The organism is Streptomyces sp. NPDC002144, from assembly GCF_053593695.1.
Genome location: NZ_JBSFDB010000021.1, coordinates 56,820 through 79,624 on the forward strand (window position 1 = coordinate 56,820; position 22,805 = coordinate 79,624).

The following is a 22,805-nucleotide window of genomic DNA, read 5'->3' on the forward strand; positions in this document are numbered from 1 at the left end:
CCCGGATCCCCGGCCCCGAAAAGCCGCCCGGCCGCCTGCGACCGCCCAGGCCGGCTACCGGCCGCAGTCGCAGATCTCGGCGCTCTCGCCGGACCACACCGCGGTGCTCGTGCGCGAGTGGGCTCCCGAACGAGGGAGGTGCCGTGCGCCCCTCCCGCCCTGCTCGGAACGGGAAGCGGGCCGCAGCCGCTGCCGTCGGGTCGTGATCACCGCGGTGTGGAGGGTGGTGCGGACCGCGTCGGGAAGCTCACCGTCCTCGGCCCACCGCAGGACGTGCTGGGCGATCTCCCTGAGCTTGATGTTGGTGTGCTGAGAGACGAACTGCAGCACCTCCCAGCCCTCCTGGGAACGCAGACGCGCCGCGGCCATCAGCACCCCGATCGCCTGGTCGACGGCGGCGTGCGAGACCAGCGCCTGCCGTAGCTGGTCGACCTCCTCCTGGAGTGCGGCGATCTTGTCGGCCGCATCATCTGCTGGGGCCATGTGAGGCTGCCTTCCCGTTCCCTGCTCACAGAGCCGCACCGGCGGCGAACGTCAGCACTGAGTCACTCCTCTCCACCCTCTGTTGCACTGATCACGGGTGCCAGCCGTATAACGAAGACTCATGGGGGCAGTAGCCAGAAAACGAAACCTGCCTGTTCCCGACGGCGCACGGTCGGGGCAGGCGCCCGCGAAACCGTCCTGACCTGCGGTGACGGGTCGTTTTACCAGTGAGGGGAGAAGGCCGACGTGCAGACGCTCACCTTCGACAGCGACGACCTCGGCCGGACCGAGGAGTTCCTCAGCCGCGCCTACGCGAAGATGCACATCGGCAACGGCAGCCAGGACAGCAGCCGCGCCCGGATCATCCGCAGCACCCTCGGCCCCGTCACGGTCGACGAGCTCGACCTCGACTTCGACATGAGCTACGCGGTCACGCCGCTGGGGCGGATCTGCCTCTGCCTGGTCCACGAGGGCACCATCCAGGACCACCGCTACCAGGGCGTCGAGGACGCCTTCGGCCCCGGTGACGTGGTGTCCTTCGCGCCGCCCGAGCTGCCGTACGCCGGACGCATCTGCAGCGCCCGCTACAACATCACGATGCTCGACCCGGACGTGCTGTCGCAGGTGGCCGCCGGCGGCGGGTCCGGTGGTGCGCCGGTACGGCTGACCGGTCACCGGCCGTTCTCCCCGGCCGCCGCGCAGCGGCTCGCGAACACGATCAGCTACCTGCGCGACCACGTCCTGGCGGACCCCGGGGGCGCCGAGCATCCGCTGATCGTCTCCACGGCGGCACAACACCTGGCAGCGACCGTGCTGGCCACCTTCCCCAACACCGCCGTCAGCGAGCCGACCCCCTCCGACCGCCTGGACGCCCACCCGGTGGCCCTGCGCCGGGCGCTGTCCTACATGGGCGACCACGCGGACGAGCCCCTCACGGTCGCCGACATCGCCGCTGCCGCCCATGTCACCGTCCGTGCGCTCCAGTACGCCTTCCGCCGCCACCTGGACACCACCCCCCTCGCGCATCTGCGCCGGATCCGCCTCGCCCACGCCCACCAGGAGCTCACCGACGCCGACCCCACCCGCGGAGCCACGGTCACGGACGTCGCGGCCCGCTGGGGCTTCCACCACCCCGGCCGCTTCGCGACCCTGTACCGCCAGGCCTACGGCCGCTCGCCGCAGCGGACGCTGCGGGACGGGTGACGCCCGCAGGGCCGGGGTCGGGCGGTCGGCGGGGTCAGGGTCCGGGCCCCGGGTCGGGGTGCACGGCCGACTTGATCCCGGCGCGCGCCGCTTCCAGCTGGGCGGCGAAGGCGATTCCGAGAAACAGGGCGATCCCGGTGACGTTCGCCCACAGCAGCAGGGCGATGAACGCGGTCAACGGGCCGTACACGGCGCCGAACGCCGCGCTCTTGCCGATGTACAGGGACAGCAGCAGGGTGGCCGCGATCCACAGCACGAGATGGACAGCGCTGCCGAAGGCGAGCCACGTGTAGCCCGGCTGCCGGCGGCGCGGCGACCACCGGAAGATCACCGCCGACGCGATCCACGCGAGCGCCAGCCCCACCGGTATCTCCAGTACGTCCCACCACCGGCCGTTCGCACCCGGTGCGCCCAGGACCTCGGCGATGGCCTCTCCGACCGCCTTGCCGGCCACGAGCACCACGAACCCGAGCACCAACGGCAGCCCGGCAGCCACAGCAAGCAGCAGGGCACGGCCGTACTTGTGCGGGAAGGGGCGGTCGCGTTCGATGCCGTAGATGCGGTTGGCGCCCCGCTCGATCTGCCCCATCGCCGAGGCGAGGTTCAGCAGGGCGAAGGCCAGTCCCAGCCACAGCGCGAGGGTGCTCCAGACACCGCCGTGCGCGGTGCGCCGCGTTCCGGCGAACGCCTCGTGCAGCACTTGGGCGCCGGTGCCGGGCACGATGTCACCGAGGGCGCGTTCGACGACCCTGCCCACCGCGTCGGTGTGCACGGACGTGGCCAGACCTACGAGGGCCAGCGTGAGGGGGAGCAGTCCGAGCACGATCTGGAAGGCCAACGCCCGGGCGTTGGTGAAACCGTCGGCGTAGCGGAACCGGGCGAAGGAGTCCAGCAGCAGGCGGCGACTGCCGTAGTGCCGCAGCGCGGTCAGTGCCTCGTCGCCGGAGAGTTCCTCCCCGATCATGTCCTTCGTCTGGGGGACATGGACGGCGGTTCCCATCGCGCACAGACTCGTCAGCGTGCGATGCGGTGCCTGCGTCCTCCGCGGCGGAAGCGCATGGCCCCGTACGCGAGGTCGGCGAGCAGCAGGACGGCGCCGATGATCAGCAGGTAGAAGAGCCCATGTGCGGCGAATCCGATGATGCCCAGAACGAGGGCCACGAGGATGAGGAGCAGGAACAGACTCATCGGCGCTCCCGGCGCTTTCAGGGGGTCAGCGGCGGGCGAGACGGCGTTCGCCGCCCGCCCCGGTCGAGTAGTCGAGCTCGTAGTGCGCGAAGATGTCCGGCTCGTCGGTGGCCGGCAGTTCGCCGTCGGTGTCGATGGTGGGGGCCTTCTTCACCACGTCCTTGGGTTGGGTGATCTTGAGGTACCCCGGGCCGACGGTCGCGCCGGACAACGGAACGAACACCAGGCGGCGACGGGTGGGCAGACCCACGGTGACCGTCGCGAAGAAGGGTAGGTCGGTGCCGGTGTCCACGTAGACCGCTTCCAGGGTGCCGATCTTGTGGCCACTGGGGTCGACCACGTCGTGTCCGCGCCATTCGCGGATGTCGCCTGCCTCGAACATCATCAGCCTCCGATGCTGGGGGTACCCCCGATCGTGGCATTGATGTCTGCGCGCCACCGCCCCGGACAAGGCCGTCGGTGCATCACCCGTCGGCGCTGTTCGCCGGCCCGCGCCTTGGGCCCTGCGGCTTCCGCGGTCGCGACAGCCCGCGAGGAATTGTTCACGTCCTCCGTGCGCTGTTGTATGCGCAAGGACGGGACGCCGACGGCATGGGCGATCAGCGCGAGTGACCGAGGCGACAGACAATGGGAGGAGCCGACATGGCGGCACAGACGCAGCGGGCCGTGCTGGCGGGCGGATGCTTCTGGGGAATGCAGGACCTGATCCGCCGGCTCCCGGGCGTGACCGCGACCCGGGTCGGATACACCGGGGGAGACGTGCCGAACGCGACGTACCGCAACCACGGCACCCACGCGGAGGCCATCGAGATCCTCTACGACCCCGAGGCGACCGACTACCGCACGCTCCTGGAGTTCTTCTTCCAGATCCACGACCCGAGCACCAAGAACCGCCAGGGCAACGACATCGGCCTCAGCTACCGCTCGGCGATCTACTACGTCGACGACGAGCAGAAGCGCATCGCCGAGGACACCATCGCCGACGTGGACGCCTCCGGCCTGTGGCCGGGCAAGGTCGTCACCGAGGTCGAGCCGGTCGGCCCCTTCTGGGAGGCCGAGCCCGAGCACCAGGACTACCTGGAGCGCTACCCCGACGGCTACACCTGCCACTTCCCCCGCCCGGGTTGGCGCCTGCCCGCCCGCACCGAAGGCTGAGCCCTCCGCCCGGTCGTCGGAAAGGGCCTCGTAAGACGGTCTGGCCACAGCGGTGTACGCACCGCTGTGGCCAGTCCACGCGGGTTCAGCGGCCGCCGGAGAGATCAATGGCGGTGCGTACGCCCGCGGCGTACCGTCCGGGCTGTTCCCATGCCGCGAAGTGGCCGCCCATGGGCTCCTCGGTCCAGGAGCGGACGTCGAAGAAGCGGGCCGCGAACTCGCGGGGAGCGTTGACGAGGTCCCGCGGGAAGATCGTGAAGGCGGTCGGGACCTCGATACGGCGGGTCGCCCTCGGCCCGCTGTCGACGTACGGCGTGAAGGAGGTGCCGATCGCGCCGCTGACCCAGTACGCCGTGATCCAGGTGAGCAGTTCGTCCCGGGTGAACACCTTCTCCACGTCGCCGTCGCAGTCCGTCCAGGAGCGCAGCTTCTCGAGGATCCAGGCGGCCAGGCCGGCCGGGGAGTCGCCCAGGGCGACGGCCAGGGTGTGGGGCTTGGTCGCCTGCACGTGCATGTAGCCGCCCTCCGCCTGCAGCCACGCATGCCCGCGGGCGACGTAGGCCCGCTCGGTGGCGGACAGGTCCTGCGGAGGATCGTCCCGGTAGCGGTGCTGGGACACGTCGGTCAGATGCAGGGCCGCGACCCGGTCGGGGTACTCGGTGGCCAGCACTTCGGCGACGTCACAGCCGACGTCCCCGGCCGAGACGACGTACCGCTCATATCCGAACTCGGACATGGCGTGCGCGACCGCATCGGCCATGCGTGCCGAGGAGATGCCCCGCTCCGCGACGGGCGCGGCGAAGGGGAAACCGGGCAGGGCCGGGACGACCACATGGACGTCCGACAGCAGCGGCAGGACCTTTTCGAACCGCAGGACCGAGTCGGGCCAGCCGTGCAACAGCAGGACGGCGACGGCGTCGTCGCGCGCCGCACGACGGTGAACCGCCCGTACGGGCGCGAGGTCGTGCGCGGCCGGCGCCCAGGGCTGTGCGAGCAGACGGGCTTCGTGCTCCCGCCAGTCATAGCCGTCGGCCCAGTGGTCGAGCAGGGAGTCGAGGTAGTCGGGATCCACGCCCCGCTGCCATCCGTGGCCCTTGGGCACGGCGACGCGCCGGCGGGCACGCAGGCGTGCGCGGAGGTCGTCCAGCAGCGATTGTTCGACGGGTGGGGGAGCGGCCGTAACGCCGGTCATTCCTGATCCTTCCTGCCGGTCACGACTCGTGCGGTTCCTCCCTCGCGACTACCGCGCTTCCCTCCAGCCACACCTGCGCTCCTGACCGGAACGCCGACGGCGACGTGACCGTCGCCCGGCTCAGACGGTGGTGCCGGTGAGCCCGACCGGATTGCCGGAAGGCAGCAGTCCCGACGTCCGTACCGCCGCGGCCAACGGCGTGAGCAACTCGGCGAGCCGCGCGGTGTCTTCCTGGCCGAGAGCCTGCCAGGGCTGTTCGGCGAGGGAATCGGTCTGCGCCTCGACGGCGTCATGGGCGGCCGTGCCTTCCGCGGTCAGCGCCCCGTCCTCCGTCAGCAGGCCGCGCTCCCACAGCTCCGCCTCGGCCGCGGCCCAGTCACTCAGATCCCACTTGCGGCCCTCGCGCAGCAGTGCGGCGTCGGAATCTCCCGTCGCCGCCTTCAGGGCCATGGCTGCGACGGGGGAGAGGCGATGGGCGACGAGCGTGGCGACATGTCCGTCACCGCGGTGTTCGCGCAAGGTGGTCAGGGCCTGCCAGAGGCGGGTGTGCGGCTGCCGGGGGCGGTCGAGGGCCTGGTTGGCGGCGGCCAGCGGTCGTCCGGCGGTGTCGGCGGCTTCGGCGGCGTTCCACGCCAGGTCCGCGGCCTCGGCCATGTGCGCCGAGGTGATGACGTCGGGGCCGAACAGGCGCGTCATGGCCGCCTCCATGGCGCGTTCGCGCGCTGCCAGGACGTCGGGTGGGGCGGCGTACCGCCAGGCGTCCGGGAGTGCCCTTGCCACGCGATCGGGATGGAAGACGTAGAAGCACGCGGTGACGACGGAGGCGGGTACGGCGCCGAGCGGAGCCGCCCGCAGGGCGAAGTAGCCCATCCAGAACCCGCGCATCCCGAGCTCGTCGGCGGCCCGGCGGGCTTCGGGTGCGAAGTACACGAGATCGTGAACCGGTTCAAGCCGTTCCCACATCGCCCGTGCCGCGGTCGTCCCCATGCCGCATCCTCCTGCCGGTCGATCCGAACACGCGTCCTTCAGTGCGCTGCCGACAGCAAGCATGGTTTATGACCGCGGTCATAACAAGCTCCGCTCCCCTTCAATACATCGGGCCTCTCCCGCTCTGTTGACACCCTCCAGTCGCAACCCTAAGTTCCATCGCGAGATAGATCCGATGAATCGCAGAGCCGTCTGGAGGCGCCGTGCCCCATCCCTCCGTGCCCGATCCGTCCAGACGCTCCGTCCTCGCCACCGGATCAGCCCTGGGCGGCGCGTTACTGACGACGGGTCTGGCCGTCCCCCGGGCGTCGGCCGACGAGAGCGGGGCAACGGCGTCCGCAACGCACCCCTCGCACACCTCCGACCCCTGGCGCTCCGTCCTCGAGGACGCGGACATGGTGTGGCAGCGGATGCCGACGGCCTGGTACGAAGGCCCCTTCCTCGGCAACGGCTTCCTCGGCTCCGGCGTCTACGCCGAGCCGGGCGCCACCGCGACGGCCGTGCGCTTCAACGTCCAGCACTCCGAAGTCCAGGACCACCGCCCCGAGTTCGGTTCCCTCTTCGGCCTGGCCCGGTTGCCCATCGGCCACTTCACCCTCGAGCCGGTGGGAGCGATCACCGGCATCGACTGGCGATTGTCCCTGCGCGACGCGGAGTTGACCGGCACACTGACCACCGACAAGGGCACCTTGACGCTGCGCGCCCTGGTCCACAACGACCGTTCGGTCCTGGCGGTGGACGTGACACCGAGCGAGGGCGAACGCGGCTTTCGCTGGGTCTTCCATCCCGCCGACGCGATCAGCCCACGAGCCGCCTTCAAACCGCTCCCGGGCGGCTACCAGGGCAACCCTCCCGCCCAGATCGCCGACCACGACGGAGTCAGCGCCGCCGTCCAGCCGCTGCTGTCGGGCGGGCAGCACGTCACAGCGTGGCGCCAGCGCTCCACCGGCCGGAGCCGGACGCTGTACGTACATGTCGCGCACTCCTATCCGCAGACCACGGCCCTGAACCGGGCGCTCAGGACGATCCGTACCACCGCCCGACTTCCCTACGACGCCCTCGCGCTCACCCACCGCGCCTGGTGGCACTCGTACTACCGCAAGAGCTTCCTGTCCATGCCCGACGCCCGCATCCAGCGCTTCTACTGGATCCAGCTGTACAAGGGCGCCTCCGCCGCCCGCCGCGACGCTCCCGTGATGGCCACCAGCGGCCCCTGGCTGGAGCCGACCCCGTGGCCCAACACCTGGTGGAACCTCAACGCCCAGCTCGAGTACTGGCTCATCCACGGCTCCAACCATCTCGAACTCGACGCCATCACACGGGCGTTGAGCGAGTACCGGGACAACCTCGCCGCCGAGGTGGCGCAGCCGTACCGCAGCGACTCGCTCGGCATCCCCCGCACCACCGATGCCCACCTGGTCAACGGGGCGGCCAGCCCGCTCATGGGATACGGCGTCGGCATCCCGGGCCAGGACCCGCCCACACCCGAAGTGGGCGATCTGACCTGGGCGTTGCACAACGTCTGGCTCAGCTACCGCCACACCATGGACACCTCCATCCTGCGAGACGTCCTCTTCCCCCTCCTCCGCAAGGCGGTCAACTACTACCTGCACTTCCTCGAGCCCGGCCCGGACGGCAGACTCCACCTGCCCGCCACCTTCTCCCCGGAGTACGGCGGCGACTCGCGGGACTGCAACTACGACCTGATGCTGCTGACCTGGGGCTGCCGCACCCTCGTCGAAACGGCCGAACTCCTGGGCGTCGACGACCCCTTGGTGCCCCGCTGGCGGGAGGTGCTGGCCAAACGGGTGGCGTATCCAACGGATGCGAACGGCTTCATGATCGGTGCGGACATCCCGTTCGCGAAGTCGCACCGCCACTACTCGCATCTGCTCGCGGTCTACCCGCTCTACGAGGTGACCGGCCGGAGTCCGGACGAACGCGCGCTGATCGAGAAGTCACTGGCCCACTGGGTCGGATTCGAAGGCGCGCTGCAGGGCTACACCTTCACGGGTGCGGCCTCCATGTCGGCGCTGCTGGGCAAGGGCGACGACGCCTTGCACTACCTCGACGAACTCATGACCCGTTTCATCCAGCCCAACACCATGTACCAGGAGTCGGGCCCGGTGATCGAGACGCCCCTGTCGGCGGCCCAGTCGCTGCACGACATGATCTGCCAGTCCTGGGGCGGCACCATCCGGGTCTTCCCCGCGCTGCCCGCCGCCTGGGCGGACCTGGTCGTGCACGACTTCCGCACCCAGGGCGCCTTCCTGCTCGGCGCCCGCCGCCAGTCCGGCACCACTCGCTGGGTGCGGCTGCACAGCGAGGCCGGCGCCCCCTGCGTCGTACGGCCCGGCATCGACGGGCCGGTCGAGGTGCGCGACGAACGGGGTCGCCCGCTCCGGTACACGCAAGCCGGCGACGGAGCGATCAGGATCGCGCTGCACAAGGGTGAGACCGCGCTCATCACCGCGCGCGGTGACCACCCCGACCTGACCCTCACTCCCGTACGACCGAATCAGGACGCACCGCGCTGGGGGCTGCCCGCGTAGGCACGCGTGCCTCGGCCCTTTCGTCAGCGGCGGCAGCGGTGTCAGCGGCGGGTGCGGTGAGGTGGTCCCGGACGTTGGTGATGTCGAGCATGCGGTCCAGGAACTCGGGCCGGTTGTCCAGGTGCAGGTGCGCACCGATGGCGTCGGCACGGCGGTGGATCATCAGCAGGGCGGACAGGCCCGAGGAGTCGATCCACGCCAGTCGGCTGCAGTCCAGCCGCAGATCGCGCAGTTGCTCACTGCGGGAGAGGTGATCGACCACGGTGTCCGTGAACTCGGCACTGGTGTCGTAGTCCAGTTCCCCGCGCACCTGCACGGTCAGCACGGGCGGTTCGTGCCGGACGGTGAGCGCGAAGGGGGTGGGGGGCAGGTTGGTCATACGTGGGTGTCGGGGTCGGGGACAGGGTCGGTGGAGGGATCGTACAGGGCGGCGATGCCCTGCCCCCTGAGTGCGACGGCGCGGGGGAAGTCGTGCAACTGGCCCGCGAGGAGCTCCAGACCGGTGACGAGGGAGTGGGCCGGTACGTGTCGTGCCTGGAGGATGCCGGCGGTCCAGGTCAGGAAGCCGGTGAAGACTTCGGGGTCGTCGAGGTAGAGGGCGGTGCCGAGGAAGTCGACGATGTGGGCGATGTCCTCGGCCGTGTGTTCCTGCCGTGCGGCGGTGTAGGCACGCATGGCGGGAAAGCGGGTCTCCAGGTCGATCAGGGTCTGTTTGACCTGTTGGGTGCGGGTCCGTGCGGCAACGCGGCGACACGAGACGCCACGTCCAGAAGCGCCTCTTCGTCGGCTCCGGTGACGAAGAAGACGTAGACGTTCCCGTATTCCTCCCCGTCATCCAAGACCTCCACCTCGCTCCGCTCTTCGAGGCGCGAGCCGACTTCACCGCACCTTCACATCCCGTCGGCGGGTCTTCCGCTGTGTGCCGGGCACCCGGGGTCCACGGAAGCCGACGGAGGGTGGCGTTGTGATCGTCGTGGCGGTGTTGGTGGTTCCTCTGCTGGGTGGGCTGTTGCTGGTCATGGACCGTGTCGAGGACTGGGTGACCGCGGCGCCCGGGCCCCCGCGGCACGCGCATGCGCGGCGTCATCTGAAGCTGATCCCCGGCGGGTCGCAGAAGTCTCGTGACGTGCCCGCGCCGGAGTCGGCACGGCGTGAGCCGGACGCGGCCTGAGGCCCCGGCACCCGCGTTCACCCGACACGGTGAGCCCGCGGTAATCCGGGCGCGGCGGGGTAATGGGACGTCGATCAGCCCCCGTTGAGAAGGAGCCGACGATGACTGATGACGCCTACCTGTTCCTGCTCGGCGACGTCTCCGCGCCGCTCGGGGTGACCCCCGCCGCCGTCGGTGACCTCGCCTGCATGGAGACGCCCGCCGTACGCGCGTGGCTGGAGGCACAGAAGAGCACGCCGACCTCTCCGCATCTGCGGCTGCTGCCGCCGGAGGAGACCGGGGCCATTCCGGAGGGGGCCGAGCGGCTGCCCGTCCCGCTCAGCGACGAGGAACTCAGCCGCGTCCGCCATCACTTGGCACCCGAGCCGCTGGCCCAGGTCGAGCAGGAGCTGCTCGCCTACCGCGACTGCTCCGACGGCCGCGACAACCTCATCGGACGCGCCCTCGCCGCCGGCGTCCCGCCGCACCGCATCGTCGAACTGACCGGAGTGGATCCCGCGACGGTCACGGAGGCTGCGCGCGGCTGAGGACACGGCCGCCTCGGCCGCAGCTGAACCGGCGTACCCGGATCAGTGGTGGACCGGCGTCGCCGTGGACGGCTGCTCCGTCTCGGCCTGGGCGGTGCCTCCGGGGTGGCGCAGCGCGCAGAAGTAGCCGATGCCCAGGGCGATGGCCATGCCGTAGAACACCCACTGGTTGGCCTCGGCGAAGTCCATGCGGATCGTCGACATCGCATCCCGCATCATCGTCGCCGCCGTACCCGAACCGGTGGGCTGTCGCGCGTCACCGTTGCCCGCGATCGATTCCGAGACGCCCTGCGCCACGGAGTGCGCGGCGGTCGAGGACAGGCCGCGGGCGGTGAGGCTGTGCACGACGTTGTCGGTCATGGCGTGGTTCAGCACGGTTCCGAAGACGGCGAGACCGATGCTGGCGGCGTAGTTGCGGACGGTCTGGGTGATGCCGGTGACCTCGCCGTAGGTGGCGTCGATGGAGCGGTTGACGGCGTCCGTCGAGGCCGGGGCGAGGATGAAGCCGATACCGGCGCCCGCGAGTGCCGCGTAGGGCCACTGGTCGTGCATGGACAGGTCGGTGAGTTTGCCCGCCCACAGGGCGAAGCCGACGGCGCCGACCACGCAACCGATCTTCATGGCCGGTCGTGCGCCCTGCTTGTCGAGGATGCGGCCGCCCCACTGGGAGGCGATCGCGAACCCGGCGAAGAAGTAGAGCAGGAACAGTGCGGCCTGGTTGGGGGACGCGCTGAGGGAGACCTGGGCGTAGACGGAGGCGAAGAAGAACAGCGGGACGAACGCCAGCATCGCGAAGAACAGCACCAGCGAGTCGACCGTGAAGGCGCGGTCGCGGAAGACCGCCAGGTTGATCAGCGGATGACGGGTTCTCAGCTCGTAGAGACAGAACACGGCCAGTACGGCCAGACCGCCGATGATGCACCCCCAGGTCGCGGCGCTGTCCCAGCCCCACGCCGACGCCTGCTGGAAGCCGAGCACGCTCAGACCCATGCCGGCTGCGACCAGTACGGCGCCGATCACATCGAGTGTCTCGTCGCGGCGGCGGTCCGAGATATGGGCGAGGGCGGTCAGGATCAGGGCGACGACGGCGACCGGCACGTTGACCCAGAAGATCGCGCGCCAGGTCCAGGACGTCAGCCACCCGCCGAGCAGCGGGCCCAGCGCGGTCAGGGCGCCGGTCAGCCCGAAGAACAGGGCGAGGGCCCGGCCGCGGCGCTGGACGGGGAAGACCGCCACGACCACCGCCAGCGCCGCCGGAAAGAGCAGCGCGGCGCCCAGCCCTTGCGTGGCCCGGAAGACGATCAGCCAGCTCAGCGCGTAGTCGCCCTTGGGGACACAGCCGCACAGCACCGAGGAGACGACGAAGACCAGGGTGCCGATGACCACGACACGGCGGGGGCCGAACAGGTCGGCGAGGCGTCCGCCGAGGGCGAAGAAGGCGGCCAGGGCCAGCAGATAGGCGTTGACCACCCACCGCATACCCGACGCGGTCAGGTGCAGCTCGTAGACGATGTCGGGTGCCGCGATGGACACGATCGTCTGGTCGATGAAGGTCATCGCCACCGCGAACATCATGGCGGCGAGAGCCAGTGACTGGGAGGGCGCGGGAGCGGCGTGAGCTGCCCTGCTCCCGGCGCGTTCGGTGTTTCTACCGATCACCCGACCAGGATGCGCCCACGCTCCCGATACCGCATCCGATACGGTCTCGACCTGCGGATATTCACTGTTCCAGGACGACGAGCGCCTGTACCGCGCGGCTCAGCACCACCACGCCCGTGACGATCAGCAGGGCGCCCAGCGCGGCCGGCGCCAGCCACCAGCCCGTGCGGATCTCCTCGTCGAACAGCACGACGCCGAGCGCGAGGCTCACCGTCGCGTCGCCGATGGTCAGCGCCGGCTGGGACGCGGCCAGCGGGCCGACCTGCAGGGCGTTCTCCAGCAGGAGCACCGCCATGACTCCGGCCAGGGCGAAGCCGTAGGTCTGCCAGGAGGTGAGGAAGGCCGTGAGGCCGTGGTCGGCGAAGGTGCCCGTCGCCGATTTGAGCAGGGCGGCCGTGACGGCGTTGGCGATCGCGGCGGCGGCCCCCAGAAGGGCGGCCCGCACCGCTGCGGGGCGGCCTTGGCCGGACAGCAGGACGGCGACGGCCACCGCGCCCAGGCAGGGGCCGAGGCCGAGGATCCATCGCGCGGGTGAGGCCTGGTCGGTGGCCCCGTGCGGGGCGGCCGAGGCGAGGACCAGCGCCAGGCCCGCCACCACGGCGCTCACCCCCCACCAGCCCCAGGCCGGCAGCCGTCGGTGCATCAGCGGCGCGGCGATCATGAGGGCGAAGGGCAGCTCCAGGATGAACAGCGGCTGGACCAGGGCCAGGGGGCCGTTGACCAGGGCCAGGCTCTGGAAGAGCGCGGCGCCGATCACGCCGGCCATGCCGATCACCCAGGCGGGCCGCCGGACCAGTTCCCCCAGCAGACGCAGCCCCCGTTTGTCGGCGGTGGAGGCCGCCTTGCGCTGGAAGGCGGTGCCCATGGCATTGCTCGCGGCGCCCGCGACGGCGAAGACAGCGGCGAACTCGATCATGCGGCGCCTCGGCTGGGAGGTACAGGGCTCTGTCCGGTTTCCCCTTCTGACCTCAAGCAGCCCTCAGCCTACGAGGCGGCCGGTGCCCGGGCATGCGGGATCTTGCCGAAGTCTGCATGGCTTCCCCCAGCGGGGCACTCTGGTGGGTATGGGCAAGAGCGCACTGATCGTCATCGACATGATCAACACCTATGATCACGCCGACGCCGACCTGCTGCTGCCCTCGGTCACGGAGGTCGTACCGCGGGTGGCCGCGCTGCTGGAGCGAGCCCGCGACAACGACGTACCCGTCATCTACGTCAACGACAACTTCGGCGAATGGCGCTCGCACCACGGCGAACTCCTCGACAAGGCCCTGTCCGGTCCGCACGCGGCACTCGTGGAACCGCTCGTGCCCGACGACCGCTCCCTCTTCGTCGTCAAGGCACGCCACTCGGTCTTCTTCGAGACCCCGTTGAACTATCTGCTCTCCCAACAGGGCATCGACCACCTGGTGTTGTGCGGGCAGGTCACCGAGCAGTGCATCCTCTACTCGGCGCTGGACGCCCACATCCGCCACTTCGACGTGACCGTTCCCCGGGACGCGGTGGCCCACATCCACGGCGACCTCGCCCAGGCCGCGCTGCGCATGATGGAACGCAACATGGGCGCCCAGGTGCGTGACGGCGACGATCTGTGGCGCGGCTGAGCACAGCCCGCCCGCTGCGCGTTCCTGAACCGTGATGGCGGCAGGACCCTGTGTAGTGGTGAACTGCCCTTCCCGGGACCTAGGTTGACGCGAGTTCCCCCTGAGGTGGATCATCCCCTTCGCAGAAGCCGACGGACAGCGGCGCAGAGTTCGTGCAGTGGTGCGCGCACTCGTCGTCGGTCGACCACCTGACGCACCGTCATATGTGCTGTCCGCCCGGCCATTTCGATCTCTCTCAGGTCCGGGGGACCTTCATGACCACAAGCAGTACCAGGCGCGGACACGCGTCGAAACGCCGTCGCGTGAGCCTGCTGGCCGCCGTCGCGGCGCTCGTCGTCGGGGGCGGAATCGCGGTACCGGTGACGGCACTGGCCACCGGTGCGGCCGCGCCCGCGGCGACCGGTCTGCAGCAGGACTTCAAGGACGCCGCAGACACGTATCACGTCCCGCGCCAGCTGCTGCTCGCGGTGGCGTACCAGGAGTCCGCCTGGGAAACCCACCCCGGGCAGCACAGCACGGACGGCGGCTACGGGCCGATGCACCTGACCGACGTCACCCCCGCCATGATGGCCGGCGGCGACGCGGGCGCGGCGGGCCGCGGCGATCTGACCAAGCTGGCCGCCGACCCGGCCCTGCACACCGTGCAGGCCGCCGCGAAGCTGACCGGCCTGTCGGCGCGGAAGCTGCGCACCGACCCGTCCGCCAACATCCGCGGGGGCGCGGCCCTGCTCGCCTCGTACCAGAAGGCCGCGACCGGCTCCACCTCCGCACAGCCCGGCAACTGGTACGCGGCCGTGGCCCGTTACAGCCAGTCCACCCGGCGCCAGGGCGCCGAGGCCTTCGCCGACCGCGTCTTCGCCACCATGAAGAAGGGCGCGCACCGCACCACGACGGACGGCACACGCGTCTCCCTGACGGCCGACACCGATGTCCGCCCGGCCACCGGCCAGTTGGCGTCGCTGCACCTGAAGGCCGCGGCGGACACCACCACCGAGTGCCCCACCACCGTCGCCTGCACCTTCGTCCCGGCGTCGCCGTCCAACGGCCAGGTCTCCAACCGTCCCGCCAACGGCATCCGGATCGACACCATCGTCATCCACGACACCGAGAGCTCCTACGACGCCGCCATCACCACCTTCGAGCAGGCGGGCGGGGCCGCGGCGCACTACGTGATGCGCTCCTCCGACGGCGCGGTCACGCAGATGGTTCCCACGAAGGACCTCGCCTTCCACGCGGGCAACTACTCCACCAACATGCACTCGATCGGCATCGAGCACGAGGGCTACGCCGCCCACGGCGCGACCTGGTACACCGAGGCGCAGTACGAGGCCACGGCCGACCTGGTGAAGTACCTCGCCGCCCGCTTCGGCATACCGCTGGACCGCCAGCACATCATCGGCCACGACAACGTCGCCGGCCCCAAGTCCTCCCTCGTCTCCGGCATGCACTGGGACCCGGGCCCGGGCTGGGACTGGAACCACTTCATGAACCTGCTCGGGGTGCACACCGGGCGCCACGGCGTCGGTCCCGTCGGCTCGGTCGTCACCATCGCCCCGCGCTTCGACGACAACCTGCAGACCGTCCAGATCTGCCCCTCCGACGACCCGACCGGCGCCACCACCGCCTGCACCGAGACGCAGCAGAAGGCGAACTTCGTCTACCTGCGCACCGAGCCCAGCGACACCGCCCCGCTCTTCGGCGACCAGGCCATCCACCCCGGCGCGGCCGGCACCGACCGCATCAACGACTGGGGCAGCACGGCCGTGGCCGGTCAGCAGTTCGTCGTCGCCGACCAGGACGGCGACTGGACCGCCATCTGGTACAGCGGCGCCAAGGTGTGGTTCTACAACCCGGACGGCTGCAACACCGCGCCGGCCCAGGGCGTGAAGGTGATCACGGCAGCGGGCAGCTCCCCGGTGGCGGTGTACGGCTCCAGCTACCCCGACGCCTCCGAGTACCCCTCGGGTCTGTCGCCCTCCACGCAGGCCCCGCTGAGCATGTACACCGTCCCCGCCGGCCAGGCCTACGTGGCGACCACCGCACCGTCCCTCACGGACGACTTCTTCCCCTCCAGCGGGCGGGTCGTCACCGGCGCCAAGGCGATGTACACCATCCAGTACAACCACCGCGTCGCCCTCGTGTACGCGGCGGGCGTCACGGCCACGGACGCCTGACACCCGGCTGAGAGCACACGGACGGACAACCGCGGTGCCCAGGAGGTTCCCGCCTCCTGGGCACCGGTCGTTCCCGGGCCTGCGGCAGGACCTGTCACCATGCGATCAAAGAGGCCGCCATCAGCCCGGCAGCGCCACCGGCTGGCCCGTGCGCAGTGACTCGTACGCCGCCAGTACCACCCGCAGGGACCGCAGGCCCGCCTCCCCGTCCGGGGCCGGGCGTCGGCCGGTGCGGGCGGTGTCGAGGAAGGCGTCCAGCATCGCCGTGTCCAGGTCGTCGCCGCCCGGTTCCCAGCGGGCGCGGGCGGTGGTGGTGTCGAAGCCGTCCAACAGCCGGGGGAAGGCGTCGAGTTCGACGATCGCCCGCTCGCCCACGCAGGTCAGCGTCAGACCGCCCCAGGTCGGATGGTCCCGCGGGTGGCTCCAGCTGCAGTCCACGGCGGCCACCGTGCCGCCGGGGTAGCGGATGGTGACCAGTCCCGCGGTCTCCACGTCCAGGCCGAGGCCGGCGTCCAGGACGGCGTTGGCCTGGGCGTAGACCTCCGCGGCCTGTTCGCCGTCCAGGAGCACGTCCAGCAGGTCGGCGATGTGCACGGTGTGATCCATCAGCGCGCCGCCACCCGCGAGTTCGCGGCTGCCGAACCAAGGGCTCGAACGGGCGGGATTGCGGCCGTTGTTGGTGCCGTGGACGCTGATCAGCCGGCCCAGCGAGCCGTCTGCCACGGCCCGGCGCAGCGCGGCGAAGGCGGAGCCGAAACGGACCGGATAGGCGGTCATCAGGCCGACCCCGGCACGGGCGCAGGCGTCGATGACGGCGCGGGCGTCGGCCTCGGTGGTGGCCAGCGGCTTCTCGCACAGCACATGGGCACCGGCCGCGGCGGCGCGTTCGACGAGGGCGCGGTGGCGGGCGTTCTCGCTGGTGACGACGACCGCGTCGAGCGGCTGGGCGAACACCTCGTCCCAGGTGGCGGCGTACGGCACGCCGAGCCGCTCGGCGAGGACCGGGCCGCGGTCCGGGGCGCCGGGTGGGGCGTCGGGGTCGGCGGCGATGAGATCGACGTCCTCGCGGTCGCGCAGCAGGGTGAGGTACGTGGCGGCGTGGACGTGGGCGAAGGACAGAACGGCGACTTTCACGCGGGGCTCCCCTCGAGACTCACGGCCCGCCGGGTGCGCGCGGACTCGGCGGCGGCTTCGGCGATGCGGACGGCCGCCACACCGTCCCCCGCGGTCACCCGCGGCTCGGGCCCGCGCCCGGTGAAGGCGGCGGCGAACTCGGCTATCTGAAGGGCGTACGGGGACTGGCCGAAGTCGCCCGACGGGATGCCGTCGGCGCCGGCTGCGTCCCGGTCGCTGCCGGTGACCCGCAGACCGGGGGAGGCCAGTGAGTCGTGGCTGAGGGTGCCACCGGTACCGGCGACGTGGAACGTGGTGCGGAACGGGGTGGCGGGCGGCGCCCACACACCCACCACCTGGGTGATCACCCCGCTCTCATGGGTGAGGACGGCGGTACCGACGGCCACGGCCCCGTCGGGGGCGGGGGAGCTGAGATGGCCGCGCTGGTCGGCGTGGACCCGGACCACCTCGCCGAACAGCCAGCGCGCGATGTCGAAGTCATGGATCATCTGGTCGACGAGAATCCCTCCGGAGCGCTCCGGGTCGGCGAACCAGGGGCTCCAGGTGGGGTAACGGCCGGTGCGGGTGAACCGGGCCACCGCGACGCGGCCCAGCGCACCGCCCGCGACCAGTTCGCGCAGCCGGGCGTAGGCGGGGAAGAACCGCACCACGTGCCCGGGGTAGAGGCGCAGTCGCGCGGACCGGGCGGTGCCGGCGATCAGTTCGGCGTCGGCGGTGGTGAGGGCCAGCGGCTTCTCGCACAGCACGTGCGCGCCGGCGGCCAGCGCGGCGAGCGCGATCTCGCGGTGCGTGTCGGTCGGGCTGCACACGTCCACCACGTTCGCCCCGGCGATCGCCTCCTGTTGTGTGCCGACGGCGGTGGCGCCGAAGTCGCGGGCCAGCCCGGGGGCGTGGCCGTCGGGGGCGTAGATGCGCACACGGGCGCCGAGCGCGATCCAGGCGGGCAGATGGGTACGGGCGATGCCACCCGCGCCGATCAGCGCCACGTCGAGTTCTGCCATCTGCTGCGAGCCTCCTAGCCCTTGAGGGCGCCGCTGAGCACGCCGTTGATGAAGTGCCGCTGGAAGAAGAGGTAGACCAGGACGACAGGCGTGATGACGATGAGCGTCGCCGCGGCCAGCAGGGGCACGTCGACGTCGAACTGCCCGGTGAAGAAGCCCAGTCCGGCCGGGGCCGTCCGTCTGCTCGGGTCCTGGATCAGGATCAGCGGCAGCAGGAACTGGTTCCAGCTCCAGACGAAGTACAGCACGCCGAGCGTGGTGACGGCGGGCCGGGAACTGGGCATGAGCACCCGCCACAACGTCGTCCAGGACGAGGCCCCGTCCAGCCGGGCGGCCTCGATGAGGCTGCGCGGCATGGTCGCGAAGTGCGCCCGCATCCAGAACACGCCGAAGGGCATGAAGGCGGCGATCTCCGCCAGCGCCAGCCCCGGCACGGTGTTGGTCAGCCCGAGTGCCCGCAGGTCGTAGTAGAGCGGGATGACGGTGACCTCGGTCGGGATGGACAGGCCGAGCAGCAGGTAGGCGTAGAGCTTTCCGCCGCCGGGGACGTCCATGGTGGCCAGCGCGTACCCGGCGAGCGTGGCGCACAGCACGGCCGCCGGGACGACCGCGAGCGCGATCACCGTGCTGGAGCGCAGCAGCGGCCCGAACCCGGCGCGGGACCAGGCGTGTACGAAGTTCTCCAGATGGATGCCGTGGGTCGGCAGCGCCAGCCCGGTCAGCGGTGTCCCGGCGGGCTGCACCGAGGCCAGCAGGAGCGACAGGAAGGGTACGAGGACGGCGGCGCAGAAGAGTGCCAGGACGGCCGGTGCGGCGAGCCCTCTCGCCCTGTGGGTCGTCACGGGGCCTCCCGGGCAAGGCGGTTGATGACGAGGACGGCGACGGAGATGACCGCCGTCAGGACCACCGCGAGCGCGCTGGCCAGGCCCACCTGCCCGCCGCCGAAGGCGAGCCGGTAGATGAGGATGCCGGGCACGACGGTGCTGTTGCCGGGGCCGCCGCCGGTGGTGATGTAGATGAGGTCGAAGCTGGACAGGGCCGCGATCACGGTGATGGACAGGGCGACGGCGATCTCCGGTCGCAGCAGGGGCACCGTGATGGACCAGAACTCCCGCACCGGGCCCGCGCCGTCGACCCGGGCGGCCTCGTGGATCTCCTGGTCGATGCGCTGCGTGCCGGAAAGGAACAGCACCATGCACAGTCCGGCCACCACCCAGGTGCCGATCAGCCCCACGGCCGGAAGCGACCAGCTGAAGCTGCCCAGCCACGAGTCGGCGAACCGGCCCAGGCCCACCGCGCGCAGCACCTGGTTGAGGGTGCCGTCCTCGGCGTACACCCAGCGCCAGATGATGGCGACCGCGACCAACGGCACGACCTGCGGCAGGAACAGCAGCGTACGGACGGCCACCGTGCCGCGGCGGCCGGAGCGGCGGGCGACGATGGCCGCCGAGACCAGGCCGACGCAGATGGGCAGGACGGAGAAGAACAGGATGAGCGCGCCGGCGTGCCAGGCCGCCGCGCGCAGCTGTGGATCGCTGACGACCTTGCGGTAGTTGGCGATCCCGGTGAAGGACGGCAGGGTCACACCGTCCCAGTCGAACAGGGACAGGTAGGCGGTGTGCAGGGCGGGCAGGACGGCGAAGAGCGTGTACGGCAGCAGGGCGGGCAGCACGTACAGCAGGGCCGTGGCACGGCGCCGTCGCCGGGCGCCGGGCCGCCGGCCGGCCCGGGTGCGGGCCTGGCCGGTGGCCGCGGGCCCGGGACGGTGGGTGGTGACGGCCATCAGCTGTGGTACTGGTCGAAGTCGGACTGGAGGTTGGCCAGGAACTTCTCCACGCTCACCTTGCCGCCGGCCAGCAGCTGCAGCTGTGTGGTGAGGGTGTCGGGCATGGTCGGGCTGGAGGCGTTCTGGACGAACGGCTCGAGACCGGAGTCCTTCGCGATGCCCTGCCAGCTGGTGGCGACGTCGCCGAGCAGTCCGCTCTGCTGCGGCATGGAGGAGGCGTCGGGGGCCATGAAGCCGGACTTGGCGATGATGGGCGCGGCTTCGGTGCTTGCGCAGAAGTCCAGGAAGGCGGTGGCCGCGGCGGCGTGTTTGGTGTTGCTGGAGACGCAGTAGTAGACGCCTGCGCCGGTGGTGTGCAGGGTGCCGCCCTTGTCGGCGGGTGGCGCGTTGAACATGCCCGCGTTGTCGCCGAGGCCCTTGGCGACAGCGGCCGCGGCCCAGTTGCCGCTGATGCGGAAGACGCCGGTGCCCTTGGCGAAGGCCGCGGTGGCGTCGTTGTCGCTGACGCCGTTGACCTTCGGTGTCACATAGCCCTTGTCCACCCAGCGTTTGAGGGTCGCGGTCGCGGCGACGGCATCCGCTCCGGTGATCTTGGCTCCCTTGTGGCCGTAGGCCCAGGCCTGGCGGTCGGCGGGCTTCATGTAGACGGAAAGGAGCACGTTGAAGGGGTGGTTGAGGCCGCCGTCGAGGTTGCCGGCGACGAGGGCGGTCTCCCCGGCCGCCTTGGCCTTGGCGAACATCGCCTCCAGGTCGGCGATCGAGGCCGCCGGTAGGGTGATGCCGAGCTTCTTGGCCTTGGCCTTGTTGTAGTAGACGCCCTCGAAGGACAGCCCACCGGACACGCCGTACAGGGCGCCGGTTCCGGTGGTCCGGCCGTCGGCGGTGAACGTGATCTGGTCGAGGCCGGGGAACTTGCCGGGCCAGCTGTACGCCTTGCTGTAGGCGCCGACATCGAGCAGGAGCCGTCCCTTGACCAGGTTGTTCATGCCCGAGACGAACTGGGCGATGTCGGGGGCGCTGTCCGCGGACATCGTGGTGTTGATGCTCTTGAGGTAGTCGTCCCAGCCCGTGTACTGGCGCTTGAAGGTGATGTTGGGGTACTTGGCGTGGAAGGCCGCCATCAGGCCGGGCGTCATGGTGGTGTCGTCCGCGTCGGCGATGACCAGGGTGATCTTCTCGGTCGGGACCGCGGTGGCGGCGGGACCGGACGCGCTGCTGCTCGCGGACGACTTGGCCCCGGGGGTGAGGGAACTGCCGCACGCGGCGAGCAGGGTGGTGCCGGCGGCGGCGAGGAAGACGCGTCTGGGCAGATGGGTCGGGGGATGCGGGCGGGTGTGGCTCATGGCGGTGTCTCCTGGAACGGCGGAGAGGATTGCCGGGGCGCCGGGTGGGGCCGGTCCGGGGCGGAGGCCGTGGGAAGGCGGAAGCTGCGCAGGGTCGAGCACTGCACAAGGCTTTTAATAAAGCAGTTGCGTTTTATAATCGGCATGGCGCCGTGGGGCGTCAAGAGTCACGAGGTATGAGGAGGTGGCAGTGGCGCAACCGGACCCGGAGGCCGTCTGGCCGCTGAGCGGAGCCGCGCAGCCGGCGGCACCGAGCGCACCGGCCGTGGTCGCGGTGGCGGATCTGCGGGCGACCAACGCCGCGGCCGTGCTCGCCGTCGTACGTGCGGCGGACCCGCACCCGCGCCTGTCCGAACTGGCCAGGGCCACCAACCTCTCCCGCCCCACGGTCGAGGCGATCACCGAGGAACTCGCCGACTGCGGACTGATCGAGGTCGCACCCGCCCTGTCCGCCCGCGGCCAGCGCTCGCCCGGCCGCCCGGCGCGCCGTTTCCGCTTCCGGGCGCACGCCGGATTCGTCGTCGGCGTCGACGTCCGTCCCCGGTCCGTCACCGTCTGTCTGGCCGATCTCGACGGCGAACCGGTCGCGGTGCGGCGCCGGAGGGTCCGCGCCGACCTCACCGGCGCGGACCGGGCCCGCGCGGTCACGGAAGTGATCGAGGAAGCCATGGCCGAGGCCGGAGCCGACGCGGCCCGGGTCTGGGCCGCGACCGTCGGCACCCCCGGTCTCGTCGACCGCGCCAACGCCCGCGTCCGCCAGGCCGACAACCTCCCCACCTGGGCCGACACCGACATCGCCGGCATCCTCCGCGACCACCTGCACTGCCCGGTCGCCGTGGAGAACGACGCCAACCTCGCCGCCCTCGGCGAACAGTGGCGAGGAGTCGGCCGAGCCTCGCCCTCGGTGCGGGTCGAGGAGGAGGACGAAGGCGAACGACCGGCCGTCGAGTCACCACCTGAAGAACGTCGGCCCACGACGGCGGCCGAGCGCCCCGCGGAACCCTCGACGCGCCGGCAAGAGGAGGAACCGCCGGCCGACCTACCCCGTGAGTCAACCGGCGCCATGGTCGACGAGATGGTGTTCGTGCTGCTCGGCGAGCGCCTCGGCGCCGGAGTCATCACCGGCGGCCGACTGCTGCGAGGTCACCACGGAGCAGCCGGAGAGATCGGCTTCATCCGCTTCCCGGGCCCGCCCGACACCTCCGACTCCCTCGGCTCACCGGACACCCCCGGGCTGGAACCGCTGCCCGCGGCCGTCGTCACGGCCGCCGCGACGGGAGAGGCGGACGCCGTCAACGCCGTCGAGTCGTACGGCCGACGGCTCGCCGAAGGCATCGCCCCGGTGCTCCTCGCCCTGGACCCCGCCCTGGTCGTCATCGGCACCAGCCAGTTCCCCACCCCCGAGACCGCTGCCGCCGCCGACATCCTGCTGGCGGCCGCCCGCCGCCACGCACACACGCTCCTGGTCGACCCGCCGCACTGGCAGCTGTCCGCCCTCGGCGACGACGGCGTCCTGACCGGCGCGGTCCGCTTCGCCCTCTCCTCCGTCGAGGTCGTCCTGCGCACCCGTCCGACAAGCCTGGTCGCGCGGGTACGACAGGACGGTGCACCAGGGTGACCCCGGGCACGGCCCTGCCACCCATGGG

At 71.1% G+C, this 22,805-nt stretch carries 23 protein-coding genes; 8 read left to right on the top strand and 15 right to left on the bottom strand.

Annotation, left to right across the window (positions count from 1 at the left end):
* Positions 1 to 54: 54 nt before the first annotated feature.
* Entirely contained in the window at positions 55 to 483 is a 429-nt protein-coding gene (locus tag ACWCQ1_RS28705; protein ID WP_358601436.1) for an ANTAR domain-containing protein, read from the bottom strand.
* Between the two features lie 246 nt (positions 484 to 729).
* On the opposite strand from ACWCQ1_RS28705, the gene ACWCQ1_RS28710 reads away from it, so the two are divergent.
* Positions 730 to 1,686, top strand: coding sequence for a helix-turn-helix transcriptional regulator (locus tag ACWCQ1_RS28710; protein ID WP_451027681.1), 957 nt, complete (start codon positions 730 to 732; stop codon positions 1,684 to 1,686).
* 34 nt (positions 1,687 to 1,720) lie between these two features.
* On the opposite strand, the gene ACWCQ1_RS28715 is transcribed toward ACWCQ1_RS28710, so the two are convergent.
* The 3 genes from ACWCQ1_RS28715 to ACWCQ1_RS28725 are packed head-to-tail and all read right to left on the bottom strand — an operon-like array spanning position 1,721 to position 3,256.
* Positions 1,721 to 2,686, bottom strand: a complete 966-nt coding sequence (locus ACWCQ1_RS28715) for a YihY/virulence factor BrkB family protein (protein ID WP_358601430.1) — start codon at positions 2,684 to 2,686, stop codon at positions 1,721 to 1,723.
* 14 nt (positions 2,687 to 2,700) lie between these two features.
* Positions 2,701 to 2,874, bottom strand: a complete 174-nt coding sequence (locus ACWCQ1_RS28720; RefSeq protein ID WP_165954784.1) for a hypothetical protein — start codon at positions 2,872 to 2,874, stop codon at positions 2,701 to 2,703.
* Positions 2,875 to 2,899: 25 nt separating this feature from the next.
* Entirely contained in the window at positions 2,900 to 3,256 is a 357-nt protein-coding gene (locus ACWCQ1_RS28725) for a PRC-barrel domain-containing protein (RefSeq protein ID WP_133042636.1), read from the bottom strand.
* 260 nt (positions 3,257 to 3,516) lie between these two features.
* Between ACWCQ1_RS28725 and msrA the strand changes: the two genes are divergently transcribed.
* Positions 3,517 to 4,029 (top strand): peptide-methionine (S)-S-oxide reductase MsrA, encoded by a 513-nt coding sequence (gene msrA / locus ACWCQ1_RS28730; protein WP_133042546.1) that lies wholly within the window; start codon positions 3,517 to 3,519, stop codon positions 4,027 to 4,029.
* An 85-nt stretch (positions 4,030 to 4,114) separates the two neighbouring features.
* On the opposite strand, the gene ACWCQ1_RS28735 is transcribed toward msrA, so the two are convergent.
* Together ACWCQ1_RS28735 and ACWCQ1_RS28740 are read right to left on the bottom strand one after the other, a co-directional pair.
* Complete coding sequence (locus tag ACWCQ1_RS28735; RefSeq protein ID WP_451027682.1) at positions 4,115 to 5,221, bottom strand: epoxide hydrolase family protein; 1,107 nt, start codon at positions 5,219 to 5,221, stop codon at positions 4,115 to 4,117.
* Between the two features lie 120 nt (positions 5,222 to 5,341).
* Complete coding sequence (locus tag ACWCQ1_RS28740; protein ID WP_451027683.1) at positions 5,342 to 6,208, bottom strand: SCO6745 family protein; 867 nt, start codon at positions 6,206 to 6,208, stop codon at positions 5,342 to 5,344.
* A gap of 203 nt (positions 6,209 to 6,411) precedes the next feature.
* Here ACWCQ1_RS28740 and ACWCQ1_RS28745 point away from each other — a divergent pair, with 203 nt between their 5' ends.
* Positions 6,412 to 8,760 carry a glycosyl hydrolase family 95 catalytic domain-containing protein gene (locus tag ACWCQ1_RS28745; protein WP_358601419.1) on the top strand — a complete coding sequence of 783 codons (2,349 nt, stop codon included), beginning with the start codon at positions 6,412 to 6,414 and terminating at the stop codon, positions 8,758 to 8,760.
* Here ACWCQ1_RS28745 and ACWCQ1_RS28750 read toward each other — a convergent pair.
* On the bottom strand, positions 8,708 to 9,139 hold the full coding sequence (locus ACWCQ1_RS28750; RefSeq protein ID WP_451027684.1) for an STAS domain-containing protein: 432 nt from the start codon (positions 9,137 to 9,139) through the stop codon (positions 8,708 to 8,710). The genes ACWCQ1_RS28745 and ACWCQ1_RS28750 overlap by 53 nt on opposite strands.
* Positions 9,136 to 9,435 carry a hypothetical protein gene (locus tag ACWCQ1_RS28755; protein WP_451027685.1) on the bottom strand — a complete coding sequence of 100 codons (300 nt, stop codon included), beginning with the start codon at positions 9,433 to 9,435 and terminating at the stop codon, positions 9,136 to 9,138. The genes ACWCQ1_RS28750 and ACWCQ1_RS28755 overlap by 4 nt, the downstream gene beginning before the upstream one ends.
* Before the next feature lie 289 nt (positions 9,436 to 9,724).
* Here ACWCQ1_RS28755 and ACWCQ1_RS28760 point away from each other — a divergent pair, with 289 nt between their 5' ends.
* Together ACWCQ1_RS28760 and ACWCQ1_RS28765 are read left to right on the top strand one after the other, a co-directional pair.
* Positions 9,725 to 9,931: a hypothetical protein gene (locus ACWCQ1_RS28760; protein ID WP_133042543.1), complete on the top strand. Its 207-nt coding sequence runs from the start codon at positions 9,725 to 9,727 to the stop codon at positions 9,929 to 9,931.
* A 101-nt stretch (positions 9,932 to 10,032) separates the two neighbouring features.
* Positions 10,033 to 10,458 (top strand): DUF6003 family protein, encoded by a 426-nt coding sequence (locus ACWCQ1_RS28765; RefSeq protein WP_358601410.1) that lies wholly within the window; start codon positions 10,033 to 10,035, stop codon positions 10,456 to 10,458.
* A 42-nt stretch (positions 10,459 to 10,500) separates the two neighbouring features.
* Here ACWCQ1_RS28765 and ACWCQ1_RS28770 read toward each other — a convergent pair whose 3' ends face one another.
* Both ACWCQ1_RS28770 and ACWCQ1_RS28775 read right to left on the bottom strand, forming a co-directional pair.
* Positions 10,501 to 12,033 carry an MFS transporter gene (locus tag ACWCQ1_RS28770; RefSeq protein ID WP_451027736.1) on the bottom strand — a complete coding sequence of 511 codons (1,533 nt, stop codon included), beginning with the start codon at positions 12,031 to 12,033 and terminating at the stop codon, positions 10,501 to 10,503.
* A 145-nt stretch (positions 12,034 to 12,178) separates the two neighbouring features.
* A complete protein-coding gene (locus ACWCQ1_RS28775) occupies positions 12,179 to 13,033 on the bottom strand; it encodes a DMT family transporter (RefSeq protein ID WP_358601407.1) in 855 nt (284 codons plus the stop codon).
* A 148-nt stretch (positions 13,034 to 13,181) separates the two neighbouring features.
* Here ACWCQ1_RS28775 and ACWCQ1_RS28780 point away from each other — a divergent pair, with 148 nt between their 5' ends.
* Together ACWCQ1_RS28780 and ACWCQ1_RS28785 are read left to right on the top strand one after the other, a co-directional pair.
* Positions 13,182 to 13,721: an isochorismatase family cysteine hydrolase gene (locus tag ACWCQ1_RS28780; RefSeq protein WP_208778516.1), complete on the top strand. Its 540-nt coding sequence runs from the start codon at positions 13,182 to 13,184 to the stop codon at positions 13,719 to 13,721.
* A gap of 254 nt (positions 13,722 to 13,975) precedes the next feature.
* Positions 13,976 to 15,895: an N-acetylmuramoyl-L-alanine amidase gene (locus ACWCQ1_RS28785; protein WP_358601403.1), complete on the top strand. Its 1,920-nt coding sequence runs from the start codon at positions 13,976 to 13,978 to the stop codon at positions 15,893 to 15,895.
* A gap of 120 nt (positions 15,896 to 16,015) precedes the next feature.
* Here the strand turns inward: ACWCQ1_RS28785 and ACWCQ1_RS28790 are convergent, their stop codons facing one another.
* From ACWCQ1_RS28790 to ACWCQ1_RS28810, 5 genes are read right to left on the bottom strand one after another with little or no spacing between them, the layout of a single operon-like run.
* Positions 16,016 to 17,029, bottom strand: coding sequence for a Gfo/Idh/MocA family protein (locus ACWCQ1_RS28790; RefSeq protein ID WP_451027686.1), 1,014 nt, complete (start codon positions 17,027 to 17,029; stop codon positions 16,016 to 16,018).
* Entirely contained in the window at positions 17,026 to 18,030 is a 1,005-nt protein-coding gene (locus tag ACWCQ1_RS28795; protein ID WP_358601397.1) for a Gfo/Idh/MocA family protein, read from the bottom strand. Before ACWCQ1_RS28795 ends, ACWCQ1_RS28790 begins: the two co-directional genes overlap by 4 nt.
* Positions 18,031 to 18,044: 14 nt before the next feature.
* Positions 18,045 to 18,872 carry a carbohydrate ABC transporter permease gene (locus ACWCQ1_RS28800; RefSeq protein WP_133042536.1) on the bottom strand — a complete coding sequence of 276 codons (828 nt, stop codon included), beginning with the start codon at positions 18,870 to 18,872 and terminating at the stop codon, positions 18,045 to 18,047.
* Entirely contained in the window at positions 18,869 to 19,813 is a 945-nt protein-coding gene (locus ACWCQ1_RS28805) for a carbohydrate ABC transporter permease (protein WP_358601393.1), read from the bottom strand. The genes ACWCQ1_RS28800 and ACWCQ1_RS28805 overlap by 4 nt, the downstream gene beginning before the upstream one ends.
* Entirely contained in the window at positions 19,813 to 21,159 is a 1,347-nt protein-coding gene (locus ACWCQ1_RS28810) for an ABC transporter substrate-binding protein (RefSeq protein ID WP_451027687.1), read from the bottom strand. The genes ACWCQ1_RS28805 and ACWCQ1_RS28810 overlap by 1 nt, the downstream gene beginning before the upstream one ends.
* Before the next feature lie 190 nt (positions 21,160 to 21,349).
* Here ACWCQ1_RS28810 and ACWCQ1_RS28815 point away from each other — a divergent pair, with 190 nt between their 5' ends.
* Positions 21,350 to 22,777, top strand: coding sequence for an ROK family transcriptional regulator (locus tag ACWCQ1_RS28815; protein ID WP_358601387.1), 1,428 nt, complete (start codon positions 21,350 to 21,352; stop codon positions 22,775 to 22,777).
* Positions 22,778 to 22,805: the final 28 nt, after the last annotated feature.

Coding starts and splice junctions, on each gene's coding strand:
- ACWCQ1_RS28780 (WP_208778516.1), top strand. CDS start 13,182: ATGGGCAAGAGCGCACTGATCGTCATCGACATGATCAACACCTATGAT.
- ACWCQ1_RS28715 (WP_358601430.1), bottom strand. CDS start 2,686: ATGGGAACCGCCGTCCATGTCCCCCAGACGAAGGACATGATCGGGGAG.
- ACWCQ1_RS28775 (WP_358601407.1), bottom strand. CDS start 13,033: ATGATCGAGTTCGCCGCTGTCTTCGCCGTCGCGGGCGCCGCGAGCAAT.
- msrA (WP_133042546.1), top strand. CDS start 3,517: ATGGCGGCACAGACGCAGCGGGCCGTGCTGGCGGGCGGATGCTTCTGG.
- ACWCQ1_RS28795 (WP_358601397.1), bottom strand. CDS start 18,030: ATGGCAGAACTCGACGTGGCGCTGATCGGCGCGGGTGGCATCGCCCGT.
- ACWCQ1_RS28755 (WP_451027685.1), bottom strand. CDS start 9,435: ATGCGTGCCTACACCGCCGCACGGCAGGAACACACGGCCGAGGACATC.
- ACWCQ1_RS28750 (WP_451027684.1), bottom strand. CDS start 9,139: ATGACCAACCTGCCCCCCACCCCCTTCGCGCTCACCGTCCGGCACGAA.
- ACWCQ1_RS28740 (WP_451027683.1), bottom strand. CDS start 6,208: ATGGGGACGACCGCGGCACGGGCGATGTGGGAACGGCTTGAACCGGTT.
- ACWCQ1_RS28770 (WP_451027736.1), bottom strand. CDS start 12,033: ATGATGTTCGCGGTGGCGATGACCTTCATCGACCAGACGATCGTGTCC.
- ACWCQ1_RS28810 (WP_451027687.1), bottom strand. CDS start 21,159: ATGAGCCACACCCGCCCGCATCCCCCGACCCATCTGCCCAGACGCGTC.
- ACWCQ1_RS28705 (WP_358601436.1), bottom strand. CDS start 483: ATGGCCCCAGCAGATGATGCGGCCGACAAGATCGCCGCACTCCAGGAG.
- ACWCQ1_RS28805 (WP_358601393.1), bottom strand. CDS start 19,813: ATGGCCGTCACCACCCACCGTCCCGGGCCCGCGGCCACCGGCCAGGCC.
- ACWCQ1_RS28725 (WP_133042636.1), bottom strand. CDS start 3,256: ATGTTCGAGGCAGGCGACATCCGCGAATGGCGCGGACACGACGTGGTC.
- ACWCQ1_RS28765 (WP_358601410.1), top strand. CDS start 10,033: ATGACTGATGACGCCTACCTGTTCCTGCTCGGCGACGTCTCCGCGCCG.
- ACWCQ1_RS28720 (WP_165954784.1), bottom strand. CDS start 2,874: ATGAGTCTGTTCCTGCTCCTCATCCTCGTGGCCCTCGTTCTGGGCATC.
- ACWCQ1_RS28785 (WP_358601403.1), top strand. CDS start 13,976: ATGACCACAAGCAGTACCAGGCGCGGACACGCGTCGAAACGCCGTCGC.
- ACWCQ1_RS28735 (WP_451027682.1), bottom strand. CDS start 5,221: ATGACCGGCGTTACGGCCGCTCCCCCACCCGTCGAACAATCGCTGCTG.